General features: G+C 58.8%; 18 protein-coding genes and 3 pseudogenes. 10 read left to right on the plus strand and 11 right to left on the minus strand.

The genetic code is table 11. The features are described from left to right. Window positions 1-124 precede the first annotated feature (124 nt). Window positions 125-584, minus strand: a pseudogene (locus E3W21_RS09440) (VOC family protein). 212 nt (window positions 585-796) lie between these two features. Between E3W21_RS09440 and E3W21_RS09445 the strand changes: the two are divergent. From E3W21_RS09445 to E3W21_RS09455, 3 genes and pseudogenes are all read left to right on the plus strand, one after another. Further along, window positions 797-1,890 (plus strand): annotated as a pseudogene (locus tag E3W21_RS09445) (SfnB family sulfur acquisition oxidoreductase). A 2-nt stretch (window positions 1,891-1,892) separates the two neighbouring features. Further along, window positions 1,893-2,558 carry a methionine ABC transporter permease gene (locus E3W21_RS09450; RefSeq protein ID WP_134419192.1) on the plus strand — a complete coding sequence of 222 codons (666 nt, stop codon included), beginning with the start codon at window positions 1,893-1,895 and terminating at the stop codon, window positions 2,556-2,558. Between the two features lie 75 nt (window positions 2,559-2,633). Next, window positions 2,634-3,404 (plus strand): MetQ/NlpA family ABC transporter substrate-binding protein, encoded by a 771-nt coding sequence (locus E3W21_RS09455; protein WP_134419193.1) that lies wholly within the window; start codon window positions 2,634-2,636, stop codon window positions 3,402-3,404. A 109-nt stretch (window positions 3,405-3,513) separates the two neighbouring features. Here E3W21_RS09455 and soxR read toward each other — a convergent pair whose 3' ends face one another. Beyond that, the gene (gene soxR, locus E3W21_RS09460) at window positions 3,514-3,981 is read right to left on the minus strand and encodes a redox-sensitive transcriptional activator SoxR (RefSeq protein WP_134419194.1); all 468 of its coding nucleotides are present in this window, start codon (window positions 3,979-3,981) and stop codon (window positions 3,514-3,516) included. A 95-nt stretch (window positions 3,982-4,076) separates the two neighbouring features. Between soxR and E3W21_RS09465 the strand changes: the two genes are divergently transcribed. Beyond that, window positions 4,077-4,442 carry an antibiotic biosynthesis monooxygenase gene (locus E3W21_RS09465; RefSeq protein ID WP_129437234.1) on the plus strand — a complete coding sequence of 122 codons (366 nt, stop codon included), beginning with the start codon at window positions 4,077-4,079 and terminating at the stop codon, window positions 4,440-4,442. Here the strand turns inward: E3W21_RS09465 and E3W21_RS09470 are convergent. The 4 genes from E3W21_RS09470 to msuE form a co-directional block, all read right to left on the minus strand. Next, window positions 4,439-5,542 (minus strand): sigma-54-dependent Fis family transcriptional regulator, encoded by a 1,104-nt coding sequence (locus tag E3W21_RS09470; protein WP_134419195.1) that lies wholly within the window; start codon window positions 5,540-5,542, stop codon window positions 4,439-4,441. The two genes, E3W21_RS09465 and E3W21_RS09470, sit on opposite strands and share 4 nt — an antisense overlap. A gap of 23 nt (window positions 5,543-5,565) precedes the next feature. Continuing rightward, window positions 5,566-6,753, minus strand: coding sequence for an acyl-CoA dehydrogenase family protein (locus tag E3W21_RS09475; protein WP_134419196.1), 1,188 nt, complete (start codon window positions 6,751-6,753; stop codon window positions 5,566-5,568). Window positions 6,754-6,889: 136 nt separating this feature from the next. Beyond that, entirely contained in the window at window positions 6,890-8,035 is a 1,146-nt protein-coding gene (gene ssuD, locus E3W21_RS09480; protein ID WP_129437228.1) for an FMNH2-dependent alkanesulfonate monooxygenase, read from the minus strand. 10 nt (window positions 8,036-8,045) lie between these two features. Continuing rightward, on the minus strand, window positions 8,046-8,609 hold the full coding sequence (gene msuE, locus E3W21_RS09485; RefSeq protein WP_046049228.1) for an FMN reductase: 564 nt from the start codon (window positions 8,607-8,609) through the stop codon (window positions 8,046-8,048). 401 nt (window positions 8,610-9,010) lie between these two features. Here msuE and E3W21_RS09490 point away from each other — a divergent pair, with 401 nt between their 5' ends. From E3W21_RS09490 to E3W21_RS09505, 4 genes are all read left to right on the plus strand, one after another. After that, window positions 9,011-9,280: a hypothetical protein gene (locus E3W21_RS09490; protein ID WP_129437226.1), complete on the plus strand. Its 270-nt coding sequence runs from the start codon at window positions 9,011-9,013 to the stop codon at window positions 9,278-9,280. 101 nt (window positions 9,281-9,381) lie between these two features. Continuing rightward, window positions 9,382-9,996, plus strand: coding sequence for a LysE family translocator (locus E3W21_RS09495; RefSeq protein ID WP_046054456.1), 615 nt, complete (start codon window positions 9,382-9,384; stop codon window positions 9,994-9,996). 204 nt (window positions 9,997-10,200) lie between these two features. After that, complete coding sequence (locus E3W21_RS09500) at window positions 10,201-11,358, plus strand: cysteine desulfurase family protein (RefSeq protein WP_134419197.1); 1,158 nt, start codon at window positions 10,201-10,203, stop codon at window positions 11,356-11,358. A 65-nt stretch (window positions 11,359-11,423) separates the two neighbouring features. Continuing rightward, window positions 11,424-13,232 carry an aminopeptidase P family protein gene (locus E3W21_RS09505; RefSeq protein WP_134419198.1) on the plus strand — a complete coding sequence of 603 codons (1,809 nt, stop codon included), beginning with the start codon at window positions 11,424-11,426 and terminating at the stop codon, window positions 13,230-13,232. On the opposite strand, the gene E3W21_RS09510 is transcribed toward E3W21_RS09505, so the two are convergent. Then, entirely contained in the window at window positions 13,225-13,833 is a 609-nt protein-coding gene (locus tag E3W21_RS09510) for a LysR family transcriptional regulator (protein WP_134419199.1), read from the minus strand. The genes E3W21_RS09505 and E3W21_RS09510 overlap by 8 nt on opposite strands. Before the next feature lie 123 nt (window positions 13,834-13,956). Between E3W21_RS09510 and E3W21_RS09515 the strand changes: the two are divergent. Continuing rightward, window positions 13,957-14,292: pseudogene (locus E3W21_RS09515) on the plus strand (zinc-binding dehydrogenase); the annotation flags it as partial. Here the strand turns inward: E3W21_RS09515 and E3W21_RS09520 are convergent. Beyond that, complete coding sequence (locus E3W21_RS09520; protein WP_129437220.1) at window positions 14,289-14,879, minus strand: 2-hydroxychromene-2-carboxylate isomerase; 591 nt, start codon at window positions 14,877-14,879, stop codon at window positions 14,289-14,291. The pseudogene E3W21_RS09515 and the gene E3W21_RS09520 overlap by 4 nt on opposite strands. 35 nt (window positions 14,880-14,914) lie before the next feature. Further along, on the minus strand, window positions 14,915-15,643 hold the full coding sequence (locus E3W21_RS09525) for an SDR family oxidoreductase (protein WP_134419200.1): 729 nt from the start codon (window positions 15,641-15,643) through the stop codon (window positions 14,915-14,917). 92 nt (window positions 15,644-15,735) lie between these two features. On the opposite strand from E3W21_RS09525, the gene E3W21_RS09530 reads away from it, so the two are divergent. Then, a complete protein-coding gene (locus tag E3W21_RS09530; RefSeq protein ID WP_134419201.1) occupies window positions 15,736-16,296 on the plus strand; it encodes a TetR/AcrR family transcriptional regulator in 561 nt (186 codons plus the stop codon). A 15-nt stretch (window positions 16,297-16,311) separates the two neighbouring features. Here the strand turns inward: E3W21_RS09530 and E3W21_RS09535 are convergent, their stop codons facing one another. Both E3W21_RS09535 and rhtA read right to left on the minus strand, forming a co-directional pair. Next, complete coding sequence (locus E3W21_RS09535) at window positions 16,312-16,593, minus strand: hypothetical protein (protein WP_041069802.1); 282 nt, start codon at window positions 16,591-16,593, stop codon at window positions 16,312-16,314. A gap of 168 nt (window positions 16,594-16,761) precedes the next feature. Next, window positions 16,762-17,649, minus strand: coding sequence for a threonine/homoserine exporter RhtA (gene rhtA / locus E3W21_RS09540; RefSeq protein ID WP_134419202.1), 888 nt, complete (start codon window positions 17,647-17,649; stop codon window positions 16,762-16,764). Between the last annotated feature and the right edge of the window lie 430 nt (window positions 17,650-18,079).

The following is an 18,079-nucleotide window of genomic DNA, read 5'->3' on the forward strand; positions in this document are numbered from 1 at the left end:
GCCGCCTTCGCGAGCAAGCCCGCTCCCACAGTGGGTCGGTGTGGAACACAAACTCTGTGTACACAGCCGATCCCCTGTGGGAGCGGGCTTGCTCGCGAAGAGGTCAGACCAGTCTCTGAAAATCTCAACCTTGCTTAAACAACTCCTTCGCCCGCTGCTCGATCTGCTCCTGAGTCAGATCTTCCTTGCGCGTGGCCAGAAACCANCAGATGCCCATAGGGATCCTTTAGGGTCCCCGAGCGGTCGCCATAAAACTGATCCTTGACCTCGGACACCACCGTGCCGCCGGCGGCAATCGCCTGTTTGTACGACTTGTCCACATCGTTCACATACAGGTGCAGACCCACAGACGGCGACTTGTCCGGATTGCTCAGCGGGCCCTGATCGCAAGGTGTGCCGAGCATGATCGGGCAATCGCCGATGCGCAGTTCGGCATGGCCAATGCCGCCATCGGGCATGGACAGACGCATGACTTCGGTGGCACCAAAGGCTTTTTTGTAGAACTCGATGGCTTCGGCTGCTTTTTGAATGCCCAAGTACGGGGTGATGCTGTGATAACCCTCTGGAATGGGTTTGACGCTCATGATGGTTCTCCCTGTTTTTTGTTTTGGGATGAAGGTGGTCCTTCGCCGATTTACAACCTATGAAGAGTAGTAGGAGATGCCGAAGGCTGCGATCTTTTGAACTTGGCTGCGGTGCGGCCGACGAAAAATCAAGATCAAAAGATCGCAGCCTTCGGCAGCTCCTACAGGGTGTAAGGCATAGCAACGCCACTGTTCAGCCATCAACAGCGAAGATCGCCAACGAAGCCGAAGCCCTGCGGGTCGCCGAACAGGTCGCCGCGATCCTGCTGGAACAAGACGCCGAGCGCGACCGCACCCGCCAAGTGCCCGCCGAGATCGTCGATCTGTATTCCAACAGCGGTTTGTGGGGCATCAGCGTGCCGAAAGCATTTGGCGGCGCGCAGGTGTCCTATGCGGTGCTGGCGCAGGTCATCGCGATCATCTCGGCGGCCGATCCGTCTCTGGGGCAAATCCCGCAAAACCACTATTGCCTGCTGGAAGACATTTGCCTGCAAGGCACGCCTGAGCAACAAACGCACTTCTTCGGGCTGGCGCTGCAAGGTCACCGTTTTGCCAATGCCTTGTCGGAAACCGGCGGCAAGAACGTGCAGGATATTCAGGCGACCATCCGCCGTTACGGCGACGGTCATGTGATCAACGGTCGCAAGGGTTATTGCACCGGTTCGCTCTACGCTCACTGGCTGGCGGTGCTGGCGCTGGATGAAGAGCAGAAGGGCCAGTTGGCCTTGTCGAGCGCGGCACCAAAGGGTTGGTGATCGTTGACGATTGGGACAGCATCGGCCAGCGCACCACCTCCAGCGGCACGGTGCTGGCTGAGGACCTGCACGTCCCGGCGTTCAATCTGTTTCCGACGTATCGCTCTTATGAATCACCCACCCTGGCGGGACCGTTCGCGCAGTTGACCACCGCCGCCATCGACGCCGGTGTGGAAAAGGCCAGCGAAGATCCGCTGGCCATCATTCAGGTCGGCGGCCTGGAGATTCGTCTGGAAGCGGCCGAAGCCTTGCTGGAACGCGCCGGTTGGGCGCTGGATGCAGCGCGTTCGGCACCTGATGAAGACAACGTCGCGCAAGCCTCATTGGCCGTCGCCAAAGCCAAAGTGCTGACCACCGAAATTGCCATCGAGGCCAGCAACAAGCTCTTCGAACTCGGCGGTACTCGCTCGACCCTGAGCAAACACAACTTCGACCGCCACTGGCGCAACGCCCGGGTCCACACCCTGCATGATCCGGTGCGCTGGAAGTATCACGTGTTCGGCAACTGGCTGCTCAATGGCGTCAAACCCCCGGGCCACGACTGGTCCTGACCATGGCCGAGTGGTTGAAAAACATTCATTGGGCCGACATTGCCCAAGCCTGCCTCGACACCCTGAGCATGCTCGGCGCCGCCCTCGGTTTTACCGTGCTGCTGGGGCTGCCGCTGGGCGTGGTGCTGTTCCTCACCGGCAAGCGCCAATTACATGAAGCGGTCGGTGTTTATCGGGTGCTGTCGGTGATCGTGAACATGTTGCGTTCGCTGCCGTTCATCATTTTGCTGATCGTGCTGATTCCCCTGACCACGTTGTTGGTCGGCACTTCACTTGGTGTACCGGGAACTATCCCGCCGCTGGTCGTCGGTTGCACGCCGTTCTTCGCGCGGCTGGTGGAAACCGCGCTGCGCGAAGTCGATCGCGGGGTCGTGGAAGCGACTCAGGCCATGGGCGCCAACACCTGGCAGATTATCCGCCACACCTTGTTGCCCGAAGCGCGGGGAGGGCTGCTGGCGGCGGTCACGGTAACCGCGATTGTGCTGGTGGACTACACGGCAATGGCCGGGGTGATTGGTGGCGGCGGTCTTGGCGACCTGGCGATCCGCTACGGCTATCAGCGTTTTCAGACTGACGTAATGGTCGTCACCGTGGTGCTTCTGCTTATCCTGGTCCAGGCCCTGCAAATGACCGGCGACCGACTGGTGGCGCGCTACAGCCGACGATAAAAACTCGATTCAACCATTAAAAAACGGCCCAACGTCCGCCCCACGACGGCCACTCAATCTGCCTAGGAGCACAGCATGAAAAAGACCCTGGCCATTCTGGCTGCCGTCCTGTCGATCAACGCTCACGCCAACGAAAAACTCATCGTCGGCGCCACCCCGGTGCCGCACGCGGAAATCCTCGAATTCGTCAAACCGACCCTGGCCAAGGAAGGCGTGGACCTGGACATCAAAGTCTTCACTGACTTTATCCAGCCCAACCAGCAATTGGCCCTGAAGAACCTCGACGCCAACTATTACCAGTACCGACCGTTCCTCGATGATTTCAACAAAACCCGCCATACCGACCTGGTGCCGGTGGTCGGTGTACACATTGAACCGTTTGGCGCTTACTCGACCAGGATCAAAAGCATCGCCGAACTGAAGGATGGCGCCACGGTGTCGATTCCCAATGACCCGGTGAACACTGGCCGTGCGCTGGTTCTGCTACACGAAGCCGGCCTGATCAAGCTCAAGGACCCGAGCAACACCCTGGCCACTCAGCGCGACATCATCGAAAACCCCAAGCACCTGAAAATTCGTGAACTGGAAGGTGCATTGCTGGCGCGTTCGGTGAGCCAGGTGGACCTGGCGTTTGTCTTTGCTAATTACGCACTGGAAGCGGGGATTGATACCAACAGCGCGTTGATTGTCGAGAAGGGCAAGAGTTTGTACATCGAATTCCTGGTCGCGCGGCCGGACAACATCAATGATCCAGGCTTGCAGAAACTGGCCAAGGCGTTGAATTCCGATGAGGTTCGGCAGTTCATTTTGACCCGCTACAAAGGGCAGATTGCACCGGGGTTCTAGATCTTCGTTGACCTTGAGGGCGCCTTCGCGAGCAAGCCCGCTCCCACATTGACTGTGTTCGTCCAGACAACTCGGTCAAATGTGGGGCTTGCTCGCGAAGGTCGCGCCGCTATTTCGGATCAGTACCTGATTCCAGCAGCTGCGCTCCCGGCCCGCGTTCCCCCAACACATCGCCCAAGTTGCGCAACGGACATGCCTCCATCGACAGACACCCACAGCCGATGCAGCCATTGAGCCGGTCCCGCAGCAAGGTCAGCTGATTGATCCGCTCATCCAGATCCCGACTCCACTGCGCCGACAACACCTTCCAGTCCGCTGCCGTCGGCGCCCGATTGTCCGGTAGCGATTTCAATGCCTCACCAATCTCCGCCAACGGAATGCCCAATCGCTGAGCCACTTTGATCAACGCCACCCGCCGCAACACTTCCCGTGGGTAACGCCGCTGGTTGCCCTGGTTGCGATTACTTTTGATCAAACCCTTGGATTCGTAAAAGTGCAGAGCCGTGACCGCGACACCGCTGCGCGCAGCCACTTGGCCGACGGTGAGTTCCTTGTGCAGATTTTCCGAGGTGATCATTTAAAAAATGCCCCTTGACCTAAAGTTAACTCGAGGTTTTACCCTGCAAGCCTTCGGATCGCAAGATCCGGCTTACAGGTCAGCGGGGACTCTTCATGCAACTGTCAGAGAAAAATCGCAGCTTCACCCAATTGATTGAATTCGAGATCGAACCCCATCAACAGCCCGCACTGGTGTCGGCTCTGTCGAAGCAGACCGAGCGTCTCGCCCAGGGTTACAGCGGTTTTCTGAGTGCCAGCATCCAGGCCAGCGACGATGGCCGGCGGGTGCTCAACTACCTGCAATGGCAAACACGCGAGGCGGGAGAAGCCGCGTTTCAAAGCTTTGAAAGCGGCGAGCAGGACTTCTGGCAACTGATCCGCGCCCATCAGGCGAAAACCGTGACCTTCGGCTCGTTCCAGGTGCTGCACAGCCTGGAACGCAGCCACGACAACGCGCTGCACTGCAATCTGGTGGGTTAGATCGACAGCTGCATGACACGCTCGCCCTGGAGATTTTCCGTGGGCCGGCGTTTGTTCACGGCCAGTTCGCCGATCTTGATCAGCCGCGTGCGCGTTACATTGCGGCTCAGCCCCAGCAGCGCAGCGGTGTGCACCTGGTTGTAGTGGCTGAAACGATAGGCGGCTCGCAGCAACGCGTCTTCGACTTTCTCGTGAAGCGCACCGGCCTGTTCTTCGAAAAGCTTTTGAAAGGCCCGATCGAGCAGGGCTTCCGGTGAGTCGTCGACGTTGCTGTGGTAGTCGTCCTGACGCTCGATGCGCATGTTCGACAGTCGCAGGTCGTCGCGTTCGATCACGCCGTTACGGCAGATCAGCAGGGTGTGGTGAATGACGTTTTCCAGTTCGCGGATGTTGCCCGGCCAGCTGTAGCCGCGCAGTTTCAGTTCGGCCTCTTTGCTGATGGTGATGGTGCCGTAGCCGAGGCGCTGGCTGTAGGCTTCGACGAAGTGTCGGGTCAGCGGCAGGATGTCGCCGGGGCGGTCGCGCAGCGGGCTCAATTCCAGGCTGACCACGTCGAGGCGGTAGTACAAGTCCTCACGGAAATGCCCGGCGTTGATGGCTTTCTCCAGTTGCACGTTGGTCGCCGCCAGCACGCGCACGTTGATGGGAATGCTCTTGCGCGAACCCAGTCGCACCACTTCGCGCTCCTGCAATACCCGCAACAACTTGACCTGAATCGCCATCGGCAAATCGCCGATTTCGTCGAGGAACAACGTGCCGCCGTCGGCCTCCTCGAACCAGCCGGCCTTGGCGCTCAGCGCACCGGTGAAGGCACCTTTTTCATGGCCGAACAACTCAGCCTCCACCAGGGATTCGGAGAACGCGCCGCAGTTCACCGCCACGAATGGCCGGTTGCGCCGGGCGCTGAGGTTGTGGATATGCCGCGCCACCAGCTCCTTGCCGGTGCCGGTTTCGCCGATGATCAGCACGCTGGCTTCACTCGGTGCGACTTGTTGAATGTGGGCAAGCAAGGCCTGAGATTTAGGGTCTTCGAACACCTGCGCCGTGGCGCGGATCGAGGTGGCCAGAGCGGGCGAGGGCGGTAAGGTCAGCAGTTGCATGGGCAGGCTCCATGAATAGAAGGCTATGAATAGAAAGTCGGAATCGGCAGGGCCTGGTTGAGCGCCCAGTCACCCAGTTCATGGAGTTTGTAATCCACCGGGTCGTGCAGGGTTTGCGTACGCAGGTTGCGCCAGTGGCGGTCCAGTCGCAGTGAGGCATGCGTTGAACGGGCGCCGGTCACTTCGAACAACCGGCTACAGAGTTCCAGACCGTTGCGGGTGGCAGCGACCTTGGCCGTGGCGATGGCGTTAGCGAGGTGCCCGCGTTCTTCGGCGCTGAGGTTCGGGCCTTTGGCCCAAGCCTTGTCGAGCAGCCCGGCAGCGCGCTCCACCAGCAGTCGAACACTTTCGAGGGCGACCCAGAATTCGCCGTAGTGGCCGAGTACATAAGGATCCTGACGCACATCCTGAGCACTGGATTTGTGCCACGGGCGGGTTTCGGTGAGGGTGTATTGCCGCGCCTCTTCGAAAGCACCTTCGGCGATGCCGAGAAACATGTGCGTGAAGGTCAGCTGGGCAATCAACGGCCGCAGGCAGGCGAATGACGTACTCAAGGGACCTGGATCGAGCAGCAATTCCGACTCTTCGACCCGTACCCGTTCGAACGTCGCGCTGCCGCTGTCGGTCTGGCGCTGGCCCATGTTGTTCCAGTCGTTGTGCAAGGTGATGCCGCTGCGACCGCTGGGAATTGCGGCGATCAGCAGCTTGCCGCCGGCGCTGTCGTCGACGGCCGAGGCGATCAGCATTTCCGAATCGCTGGCACCCGAGCAGAAACTTTTCTTGCCGGAAAACTCACGCCAGCCACTGAGGTTTTTCACCACGGTGCGGGTGTCCAGCGGGTTCAGGGCGTTGCCCCAGAACCAGTTCTTGCGTGCGGTTTGTTCGAACCATGGCTGCCACTGCTCGGGCCGGGCGAACAGGCGCACGGTGGCGAGCATCAGGTGATGGAAGCCGAAGACATGGGCAATCGAACTGTCGACCTTGGCGAACTCGCGCACGATGGTCAGGGTGTCACTCCAGCTGGCGCCGAGGCCTCCGTACTGGGCGGGAATGCTCAAGGCGAGCAGACCGCTGTGGCGCAAGGCGTCACGTTCGGTTTTGGGCGTACCGCCACGTTCATCGCGCTCGACAGCGGTCAGGGCAAACTCGGCGGCCAATTGGCGAGCGGTGTGTAAGGGGGATAGCAGGGCGCTTTGCGGCTTGGCAGTCACGCGGGGTTCCTCATATAAGTCGACGCAAATCCCCTGTGGGAGCGGGCTTGCTCGCGAAGAGGCCATAACATTCAACATCAATGTCGACGGTACTGACGCCTTCGCGAGCAAGCCCGCTCCCACATGGATTACCTGGTCAGGCCGTGGCTTTGGCCGGCAGCACATCATTGGCGATCATTTCGCCAAACGGCCCGGTGAGATTAGTGACGCCGCGCCCCGCAAGGCTTGCGTACGGCTCAGGCAACAGCGGGAACACCAGCTCGGCAAAGCGATAAGCCTCTTCGAGGTGCGGATAGCCGGAGAAGATGAAACTCTCGATTCCCAGGTCCGCGTACTCCTTGATCCGCGCCGCCACTTGCTGCGGATCGCCCACCAGCGCCGTCCCGGCACCGCCACGCACCAGGCCGACACCGGCCCACAGGTTGGGGGAGATTTCCAGGTTGTCACGACGCCCGTCATGCAACGCGGCCATGCGCCGTTGACCTTCGGAATCGAAACGCGAGAACGACTTCTGCGCGGCCGCGATGGTCTCGTCGCTGATGTGCTCGATAAGTTTATCCGCGGCTTTCCAGGCCTCTTCAGCGGTCTCGCGAACGATCACGTGCAAGCGAATTCCGAACTTCACCGTGCGACCGTTTCGCGCGGCACGTTCACGCACATCGGCCAGTTTTTCCGCCACGGCGGCCGGTGGTTCGCCCCAGGTCAGGTAGACATCAACCTGCTCGGCGGCCAGTTCATGGGCTGCCTCGGAAGAGCCTCCGAAGTACAGCGGTGGATACGGTTTCTGCACCGGCGGATACAGCGCCTTGGCGTTCTGCACTTGCAGGTGTTTGCCTTCGAAATCCACCGATTCGCCTTGCAGCACCCGGCGCCAGATTTGCAGGAATTCGTCGGTCACTTCGTAGCGTTCGCTGTGATCGAGGAAGATACCGTCGCCACGGTTTTCATCCGGGTCACCGCCGGTGACCACGTTGATCAGCAAGCGGCCATTGGACAGTCGATCCAGTGTCGCGGCCATGCGCGCCGAGACTGTCGGCGAGATGATCCCCGGCCGAATCGCTACCAGATAACGCAGGCGCTCAGTCAGCGGCACCAGCGCCGAAGCAATCACCCACGAATCCTCGCAGGAGCGCCCGGTGGGAATCAGTACACCGTGGTAGCCGAGGCTGTCGGCCGCCTGGGCCACTTGTTTCAGGTAGTTGAGTGTCACTGGGCGAGCGCCCTGAGTGGTGCCCAGGTAATGGCCGTCGCCGTGAGTCGGCAGGAACCAGAAAACATCCATGAAGAAATCCTTAAGCGATTTTCAGCAGATTTTTGGGGTGCACGCCAAACAACGGCGCGGCGCGTTCTGCAGCAAGACGAATGCGGGCCTTCAAGGGCTCACTGGTTATTTGATAATTCGAGAAATCGGCTTCGGTGGCGTAGACGCCAATCGGCAGGGTCAGGGCCTGGAAGAAACTGAACAGCGGCCGCAACTGGTGATCGAGCACCAGTGCATGACGCTCGCTGCCACCGGTGGCGGCCAGTAATACCGGCGTGTCGATCAATGCATTGAGGTCGATCAGGTCGAACAGATGCTTGAGCAGTCCAGGGTAGGAACCGCGATAAACCGGCGCGGCGACGATCAGCAGGTCGGCATTCTCGATCGCTTGCAGCTCGGCTTCGATCTCGGCGCTCAATTCCTGGCGGGACAGCGCGGCGCCCAACGGTCGGGCGATGTCACCCAGTTCAATCAGCTTGCTTTCAATCGGCAATTGCTCGGCCAGTTGCGCCAACAGCGCCTGGGTAAGCACCAACGTGCGTGACGGACGCCAGGTACCGCCGGAGAGGGCAACGACTTTCAATGGACGCGACATGATCAGTTCCTTTTTAAACAGTTGCTCAGGGAGCAGTGAGTAGTCACTGACAGAGAGCAAGAGCTGTACCAATCCCTCGGAGCCCCAATTTACGGGGCTTTCAGCGCGTTGGCCGGTAGACGCTGTTCGAATGGCAGAGCTGTTTGTTGAATGACGGTTGCCTGGCGAACAGTTGCTTGGGCAACAGTGCGTGAAGCGATGACAGTTGTTATAAAGGCTCGGTGTTATTCCGTAAAAGACATTAAATTAATATTTATAGATCGTTTGGAGATATAAGGCGGTCTACCTGAGCGGCATTAGTCAAAGTCGATAGCCACTATCGAGAGCGTTGATTTCTGCTGATCGGATGCCCGGCGTAGCCTGTGTTCATTGCCTCGAACCCAGATGTCAGGACGCTCACAATGAAACCTCTAATCGCTACTTTCTTGCTGCTTGCGGTCTCCGTACTCGCCGGATGTGCCAGCCATGTTTCCCCGGAATTACGGCCGTACACCGCGGAAGAAACCAGGGAACTGGCGCTTGAGGCGTTGAATCGTCGCGGTCTGTCTTTCGAGGAGTACCACGCGAAAAAAGCCGAATTGCTCGGCCAACCGCAAAAGTCGTTCAGTTTCGACAAACAAGGCGAAATGAACGCCGAACGCGCTGTACAGCTTCACGGTCGCCCCGGCTAAGAGAAAACTGTACCGCTTGAAGTTTCACGCAACTGTCCGTGGGTTTCCCTCAAGGCGTGCGATAGGGTCAACACCTGACTGACCCCAATGGACTGCCACCCATGACGCTCTCGCTCGATTTGCTGCTGGGCTTTGCCCTGTTTGCGCTTGTCACCTCGATTACTCCCGGCCCCAACAACACAATGCTGCTGGCATCGGGTGTGAACTTCGGCTTTAACCGCACCATCCCCCACATGCTTGGCATCACCTGCGGCTTTTTCGTGCTTGTGGTGGCGGTAGGTTTCGGCTTGGGCGCAGTGTTTCAAACTTATCCTTTGCTCTACAGCGTGCTGCGTTACGTCGGCGCGGCGTATTTGCTGTACTTGGCGTGGAAAATCGCCCGTTCCGGACCGGTTTCCGAAAGTGAAAAGGGCGAGAGCAAGCCGATCAGCTATTTGGGCGCCGCAGCGTTTCAATGGGTCAATCCCAAGGCCTGGATCATGGCCATCGGTGCCATCAGCACCTACACGCCGATGCAGGGTTATTTCACCAACGTGATCGTGATCGCGGCAGTGTTCGCCTTGATCAACCTGCCAAGCGTCAGTGTCTGGGCAGGCTGTGGCACGTTGTTGCGCAACGTGCTGAAGGATCGCCGCTGGTTGCGGCTGTTCAACTGGGGCATGGCCTTGCTGCTGGTGGCTTCGCTGTATCCGTTGTTGCTCGAAAGCTTTAGCTGACGCATTGCTTCAACCGGTTGGCCGATGCCTGTTAAGCTCGACTTCAGGAGCGTTCCTACGCACTTTTAAATGAAGTTGTTCTTCTTTAACGGCCTCCGATCAGGTATTTCTAACGCTCTGAACGATCGGCGCAGCTCACGAGGCTGCGCTTTGACGTTTCAGTGACGAGCCTCCTGATCCCGGAATATGCTCTGCGAGTCTTCTATGAATAAACGTCCTCTGTATTTCGACTACGCCGCCACCACGCCGGTGGATGAGCGAGTCATCAAGGTCATGGTCGAGTGTCTGGGTTTTACCGGCAACTTCGGCAACCCGGCGTCCAGCTCCCATGCGTTCGGTCAACAGGCCCGGCAATCGGTCGAGCAGGCGCGGCGCCAGGTCGCCGAACTGGTCGGCGCTCAGGCGGACCAGATCGTCTGGACCTCCGGCGCCACTGAATCCAACAACCTTGCCCTCAAGGGCGTGGCCCAGGCTCGCGGCGTTTCTGGCGGCCACATCATCACCAGCCAGATCGAACACAAAGCGATTCTCGACACGGCGAAGCAGTTGCAGGATGCCGGTGTTGCGGTGACTTATCTGGTGCCTGACGCCGAGGGTCTGATTACCCCGCAAGCGGTCAGCGAAGCGATGCGCGAAGACACCTTTCTGGTGTCGCTGATGCTGGTCAACAATGAGCTGGGCACGGTCAACGACATCTCGGCTATCGGCGAGGTCGTGCGTGCTCGCGATGCGTTGTTCCATGTCGACGCGGCTCAAGGTGCAGGCAAAGTGGTGATCGATCTGGCCCGGTTGCCAGTGGATCTGATGTCATTTTCCGCCCACAAGATTTACGGCCCAAAAGGCATCGGCGCGCTGTACGTCGGGCCGCGCGCGCAGCAGCGTGTGCAGGCGCAGATCCACGGCGGCGGTCACGAGGGCGGTTTGCGTTCCGGCACCCTGGCGACTCACCAAATCGCTGCCATGGGTGCGGCGTTCGAGTTGGCGGCCTCTTCGTTCGATGAAGAGAAAGCCACGATTGTCCGGTTGCGCGAGCGCTTGCTTGAGCAATTGCTGAGCATTCCCGGGGTTCGCCTCAATGGCAGTCCGACCCAGCGCATCCCTCATACCTTGAGCCTGACCTTCAACGAAGGCGAGTTCAATTCCGCGGCGTTGAGCACCTCGATCGCGTTTTCCGCGACCTCGGCCTGCAACTCCGCCAGCAACACGCCCTCCCATGTGCTGCTGGCCCTGGGGCATGACGCCCGCTCGGCGAGTCGCACCATTCGCTCGAGTCTCGGCCGATTCACCACCGAGCAGGACATCGACCAAGCGGTACACCTGATTAAAGCGGCCTGCGCCAGTGCTCCGGCATTTTGGCAATAAGGTCTGAAAGTGTCGGCGTTGATCGGCACTCAACAATAATGATGAAGTGATTAGCAGGAGACATGATGAGTACGCAGCCTTCGATCAATGGATCGGTGCCTCAACGCCTGGCGCAAACCCGCGAACTGATGAGCCGGGAGGGCATTCATGCTCTGCTGGTGCCGTCGGCCGATCCGCACCTGTCGGAATACCTGCCGGGTTACTGGCAAGGGCGACAATGGTTGTCGGGCTTCCATGGCTCGGTCGGCACGCTGATCGTTACGCCGGACTTTGCCGGCGTCTGGGCCGACAGCCGTTACTGGGAACAGGCGACCAAGGAACTCAAGGGCAGCGGGATCGAACTGGTCAAGCTGCAACCGGGTCAGCCCGGCCCGCTGGACTGGCTGGCCGAGCAAACCCCTGAAGGCGGCGTCGTCGCGGTAGATGGTGCGGTAATGGCCGTGGCTTCGGCGCGTACGTTGGGCGGCAAGCTCGAAGAACGCGGCGCACGTCTGCGCACTGATATCGATGTGTTGAACGAAGTCTGGAGCGACCGTCCGACGCTGCCGAATGAACCGATCTATCAACACCTGCCGCCTCAGGCGACGGTCAGTCGCGGCGAGAAACTGGCCAAGCTGCGTGAGGTTTTGAAAGATCGCGGTGCCGACTGGCACTTCATCGCCACCCTTGATGACATCGCCTGGCTGTTCAACTTGCGCGGCGGTGACGTGTCGTTCAACCCGGTGTTTGTTTCCTTTGCCTTGATCAGCCAGCAACAGGCAACCCTGTTCGTGGCGCTGAGCAAGGTCGATGCCGAGCTGCGCGCAGTTCTCGAACAGGACGGCGTGACCCTGCGCGACTACAGTGAAGTGGCCGCCGCCTTGCGCGCCGTACCGAGCGGGGCGAGTCTGCAAGTCGATCCGGCGCGCGTCACCGCCGGCTTGCTGGATAATCTGGATAGCGGTGTGAAGTTGGTCGAAGGCCTGAACCCGACCACGTTGGCCAAGTCGCAGAAAAGCCTGGCCGATGCCGAGCACATTCGTCAGGCCATGGAGCAGGACGGCGCGGCGCTGTGTGAATTCTTCACCTGGCTGGACACTGCGTTGGGTCGTGAGCGCATCACCGAACTGACCATCGACGAACACCTGACGGCCGCGCGTACCCGACGCCCGGGTTATGTATCGCTGAGCTTCAACACCATTGCGGCGTTCAACGCCAATGGCGCGATGCCGCACTACCACGCCACCGAAGAAGAACACGCGGTGATCGAAGGCGACGGTCTGTTGTTGATCGACTCTGGCGGCCAGTACCTGGGCGGCACCACTGACATCACGCGGATGGTACCGGTCGGTATGCCGACCGAGGAGCAGAAGCGCGATTGCACGCGGGTGCTCAAAGGCGTGATTGCGTTGTCCCGCGCGCAATTCCCTCGTGGAATTCTCTCGCCGTTGCTCGATTCGATTGCCCGTGCGCCGATCTGGGCTGAAAGCGTTGATTACGGTCACGGCACCGGTCACGGCGTCGGCTACTTCCTCAACGTGCACGAAGGCCCACAGGTCATTGCCTATCAGGCCGCTGCGGCACCGCAAACCGCGATGCAACCGGGCATGATCACGTCCATCGAACCGGGCACTTACCGTCCGGGCCGCTGGGGTGTGCGGATCGAGAACCTGGTGTTGAACCGCGAGGCGGGCAAAAGCGAATTCGGTGAATTCCTGAAGTTCGAAACCCTGACCCTGTGCCCGATCGACACTCGCTGCCTGAAACCGTCGCTGCTGACCGATGACGAAAAACAGTGGTTCAACGCCTACCATGCCGAGGTGCGCGAGCGCTTGAGCCCGTTGCTCGACGGCGCAGCCCTTGAGTGGTTGATCACCCGGACTGCGGCTATTTGATCGGTTTGAGTTCAGGCGCTTCTTCGAGCGCCTGGCTCATGTAGTCGACAAAGGCTTTGACCCTGGCGGATTGGCGACGATTCGCCGGGGACACCGCATGAGTCGGCAGCGACTGCGCGCTGTATTCCTGCAGAATCGCGGTCACGCGTCCCGCCTTCAAGTCCTCGCTGAACAGCCAAACCGGCGACAGCGCAATTCCCAATCCCCCCAGTACCATCTCGCGGATTGCCTCGGAGTTGTTGCTTTGGGCGTTGCCCTTGATTCGCACTTCGTGACGTTGGCCATCTCTCTCGTAAACCCATAGGTTCTGACTGTTCAGCAGGTTTCCAGCAACAGCTTCGCGGCCGGAGTGAAAACTGTGTTCTGCAGCGTCTACGGCCGCCAGAATTAGTCGACATTCGCTGTAGTACCGCTGACCTTCGTCGGTCAGGGACAGATGTCGGGTGCTGCGGGAAATCAACTTTCCACCCAGCTCTGTTTCCAGTGCTCGCAGCACTTTGCTGATGGTCGGCTGACTGGTCTGCAATTCCCGGGCGACGGCAGAAAAGCTGCCACGTTCGACAACACGGACGAAGATCGCCATTGCATTGAGTTTGTCCACGGGGTTTCTCATTGATGCCAAATGAGCATGGTCACTATAGCTATATAGTGTCTTTTATCGGCATGAGTGAGGGGGAGGAAGATTAATCCCACAGCCACCTCTGTCGGGAAATTGCGAAATAACGACACCGTGGGTGGAGAGACGCTGGACGCTTCATTCAAGGCTGCTCGGGTCTACGAGGGACATGTTGTTAGTTGTCTTGGATGGGGACAGCACAGTCTTGCGCCGCTCTCGTTTCGTGGGGCGACTTATTCTGGAGTGTTCACGTTGTTGCCGTTGCTGACTGGCAAGGGGCGCGAGCATCACGGGGAAATACTTCGGGAGGCTGCGCAGTTGATCGAGGCGGGTCAGTTAAAACCGCTGCTCGACCCTCGGCAGTTCACGCTGCAAACCGCCGAAGCCGCCCATGAGCTGCTCGTTTCGGGAACTGCGCAGGGGCGGCTGGTCGTCGAGATTTAACTCAGGGCTTCAAGGACGAAGTCCAGGCGATCCTGGCCGAAGAACAGCTGATTATCGACAAACATGCTCGGGGCACCGAATACGCCCCGTTGCACCGCTTTCTCTGTGTTGTCCTTGAGAGTGGCTTTGACTTCCTCATCGGCGGTCAGGGCCAGCACCGCATTGGGATCGAAACCGTTCTGTGTCAGTACTGACGCGACAGTCGCCAGGTCATCGAGGCTGTGGCCTTCAACCCAGAGGGCGTGAAACAGGCAATCGATGAACGCCTGAAAGCGCTCGGGATGGCGCAACTGTATGCCGGTGACAGCGCGCATCAGCATCAGGGTGTTGATAGGGAATTGGGGATTGAACTTCAGTGGCACGCCATAGCGCTTGGCGTAGCGGTCCAGGTCTTGAAACATGTAGCGGCCCTTGGCGGGGATGGTTGCGGGGGAGGCGTTACCAGTGGCTTTGAAGATACCTCCCAGCAGGATGGGTATGTAGATCAACTGGCTGTCGGTCTGCTCGCAGATCTTCGGCAGTTGGGTATAGGCCAGGTAGGTGGCGGGGCTGCCGAGGTCGAAATAGAACTCCACGGTTTTGCTCATGGTCGATGCGCTCTGCTTATTATTTTTAGGGGGGGTTACCAGCGTTCGCTCCAGGGGCGCAGGTCCAGCTCGAAGGTCCATGCGTCACGGGGCTGGCTGTGCAGGTACCAATAGTTCTCGGCAATGTGCTCTGGATTGAGAATGCCGTCCTGGTCCTTGGTCGCGTACTTTTCGGGGAAACTCTCGCGGATAAAATCGGTATCGATGGCACCGTCGACTACAACATGGGCGACGTGAATGTTCATCGGCCCCAATTCACGCGCCATGCTTTGCGCCAGGGCGCGAATCCCGTGCTTGGCGCCGGCGAACGCCGCAAATCCTGAGGCCCCGCGCAGGCCAGCGGTAGCACCGGTGAACAGGATGGTCCCGCGTTGACGCTTGGCCATGCGCTTGGCCACTTCACGAGCGTTGAGAAAACCCGAGAAGCAGGCCATTTCCCATATCTTGAAATATTTGCGCGCGGTTTCTTCGAGAATACTGCAAGGCACATTGGCGCCGATGTTGAAAACGAACGCTTCGATTGGGCCGATCTGGCTTTCGATCTGCTCAACCAACGCGATCACATCCTCTTCCTTGCGCGCATCGCAGGCAAAGCCGTGGGCGTCACCGCCATCGGCCTTGATGGCGTCCACCAACGGCTGGAGTTTGTCCGCGCTGCGGCGGGTTACACACGCCACAAATCCTTCCTGCGCAAAGCGTTTTGCAATTGCGCCGCCGGTGGCATCCCCTGCACCTACAACCAGTACGACCTTCTTGTTATTCATAGGTAGATCCCTTTGCTAAACGATCGTTAACTAAACGAACGTTATGCTACGATTCGGCAAGCGTCAAGGCGATCAATCCTGAGGGCAAGGCAATGCGTTACTCGGTCAATCACAAACTGGAAACCAAAGAGAAACTACTTGAAAGCAGTGCGGTGTCGGCCAAGAAGTCTGGTTTTTCAACGGTAGGTGTCGACGGTTTGATGAAGGCGATCGGTTTGAGTGGCGGGGCGTTCTACAGTCACTTTTCGTCGAAGGATGAGCTGTTCGCTTCAATCGTCGAGCGTGAGCTGTCTCAAAGCCTGGAGCGTTTAGGGGCGGACCAGAGTCCTGAGAAGCTCCAGCGCTGCCTGAAACACTATCTGAGCATGGCCCATGTCGAGCACCCGGAATCCGGTTGTGCTTTGCCGGCATTGGGGGCTGAGATTGCACGTTCAGACGTGATGATTCGTCAGCAGGCGGAGAACTGGATTTGTCGGCTTCAGAAGAGTTGGGCGCAGGTTCTGGAAAGCGACAGCCTGGCCTGGGCGATTCTGTCGCAATGTATCGGTGCGTTGGTCATTGCGCGAATGCTGGCCACGCCGGACATTCAGCGCGCGGTACTGACGTCCAGTTACGATGAGATTGGCCGCCAGATCGCAGGTCCACGAACCTGACAAGGCGGCATCAATCTATTTGCAGATGACGATCATGCTGCGGCTGGTATAGCCGGCAGGGTTGAGGCCGAACGGGTAATCGCCTGGTTCTTCCACAGCGTCCCCTGACTTGGCGATGACCTTGTAACCTTTGGGAGCGCACGAGTTAGCAGCGCTGGTGTAGCACTTGTCCCAGGATGACGACAGCCCGGAACAGTTGATATGCAGCCCTTTCTTGCCGTGTTTTACCTGGGTTTTCGATGTCGCCGCGCAGCCCGCAACCGCAAGTACGGCGATTAGTATCAAAATTCGTTTCATTACTGTCCTTATAGCGTCCCCGGATCTTTGCGCCCGGGTGTGGCTGCATTCGCTTTCGCTTGAAGCGTTCTGATATCCCTATCTGAAAAATCCATGTCTGGCACTGGGTTACGGGCCTAAACATGGCCTAATTGCGCGGTAAATTCCAGACCCTCGTCAAATCCTGTCTCAATCTGCAGCGACAACAGGCTTGGCCGCACTCCCCATCGTCATGGTTGCGCCTATGGAAGCCAGAATGATGCACATGATGGCCATCCATTGTGACAGTGATAGGTATTCATGGAGAAACAACAGGCCTGACAGTGCGCCGATCGCAGGTTCAATGCTCATCAACGTGCCGAATGTCCGGGTCGGGATTCGGGTGAGGGCGACCATCTCCAGCGTGTAGGGCACGGCGGTGGACAGAATGGCGACAGCGATGGCCACGGGGATCAGTGAGGGAGTGAGCAGTGCTGCGCCAGCATGGAAGATGCCGATAGGGGCCACAAAAAGTGCCGCAATCATCACCCCGAGTGCCGCGGTCTGCACACCATTGTCGGCGCCGGCCTTTTGGCCGAACAGAATGTACAGCGCCCAGCAGACACCTGCGCCCAATGCATAACCGGCGCCTACCAGATCTATTCCCGCGGTAGCTTCTCCCATAGGTATTAACAGCAGCAAGCCGACGGCGGCCAGGGCGATCCACAAAAAGTCGATCGCGCGACGTGAGGCGTAGATGGCTACCGCCAGTGGGCCGGTGAATTCCAGCGCAACCGCGATACCAAGGGGGACGGTTTGCAAGGACATATAGAAGAGGAAGTTCATGCCGCCCAACGCCATTCCGTAGACGATGACGGTGCGCAAGGATTTTGCGGTGAGCTTCGCTCGCCAGGGGCGCAGTATCAACATCATGATCACGCTGGCGAAGATCAGCCGCAGGGTGGTGGTCCCTTGCGCACCGATAATGGGGAACATGCTTTTAGCAAGGGAGGCTCCCGACTGGATGGATGCCATGGCTATCAATAGCAGGCCAACCGAAAACAGGGTCGAGGCAAGGCTGCGAGGTTGGTCATTCATGGCGTGGCATCGTCCGAAGTAGGAAGCGAGAATGTTACTGGGCAATATACTGCGCACTCATGGCGGGCGCGTCTATATATAAGCAGCGATTTTGAGCACCCTTATAGAAAAGCTCAATTAAGGGTTGACGGCAGATTCTGGAAGTCTATAATTCGCCCCACTTCCGGCGCAGTCGAAACGGAAAACTCCTTGGTAAACAATGAGTTGCGCAGTTTTCGACAGCGAGTTGCTTCAGGTCATCGAAGCCCAGAAGGAGTTGAAGGAGCGGGGTGGTTTGGCTCTTTTGACGATTCGATCTTCTCGGTCGACAGCGGTGTAAAAGAGGTGTTGACAGCAGCGAGTAACGCTGTAGAATTCGCCTCCCGCTAACGAGAGATCGCAAGCGCAAGTGGTTGAAGTTGCAAAGGAAACTTTGAAAACTTCGAAAAAT

It is taken from the genome of Pseudomonas sp. F01002, assembly GCF_004402115.1.
GTDB classification, from domain to species: Bacteria; Pseudomonadota; Gammaproteobacteria; order Pseudomonadales; family Pseudomonadaceae; genus Aquipseudomonas; species Aquipseudomonas frigoris.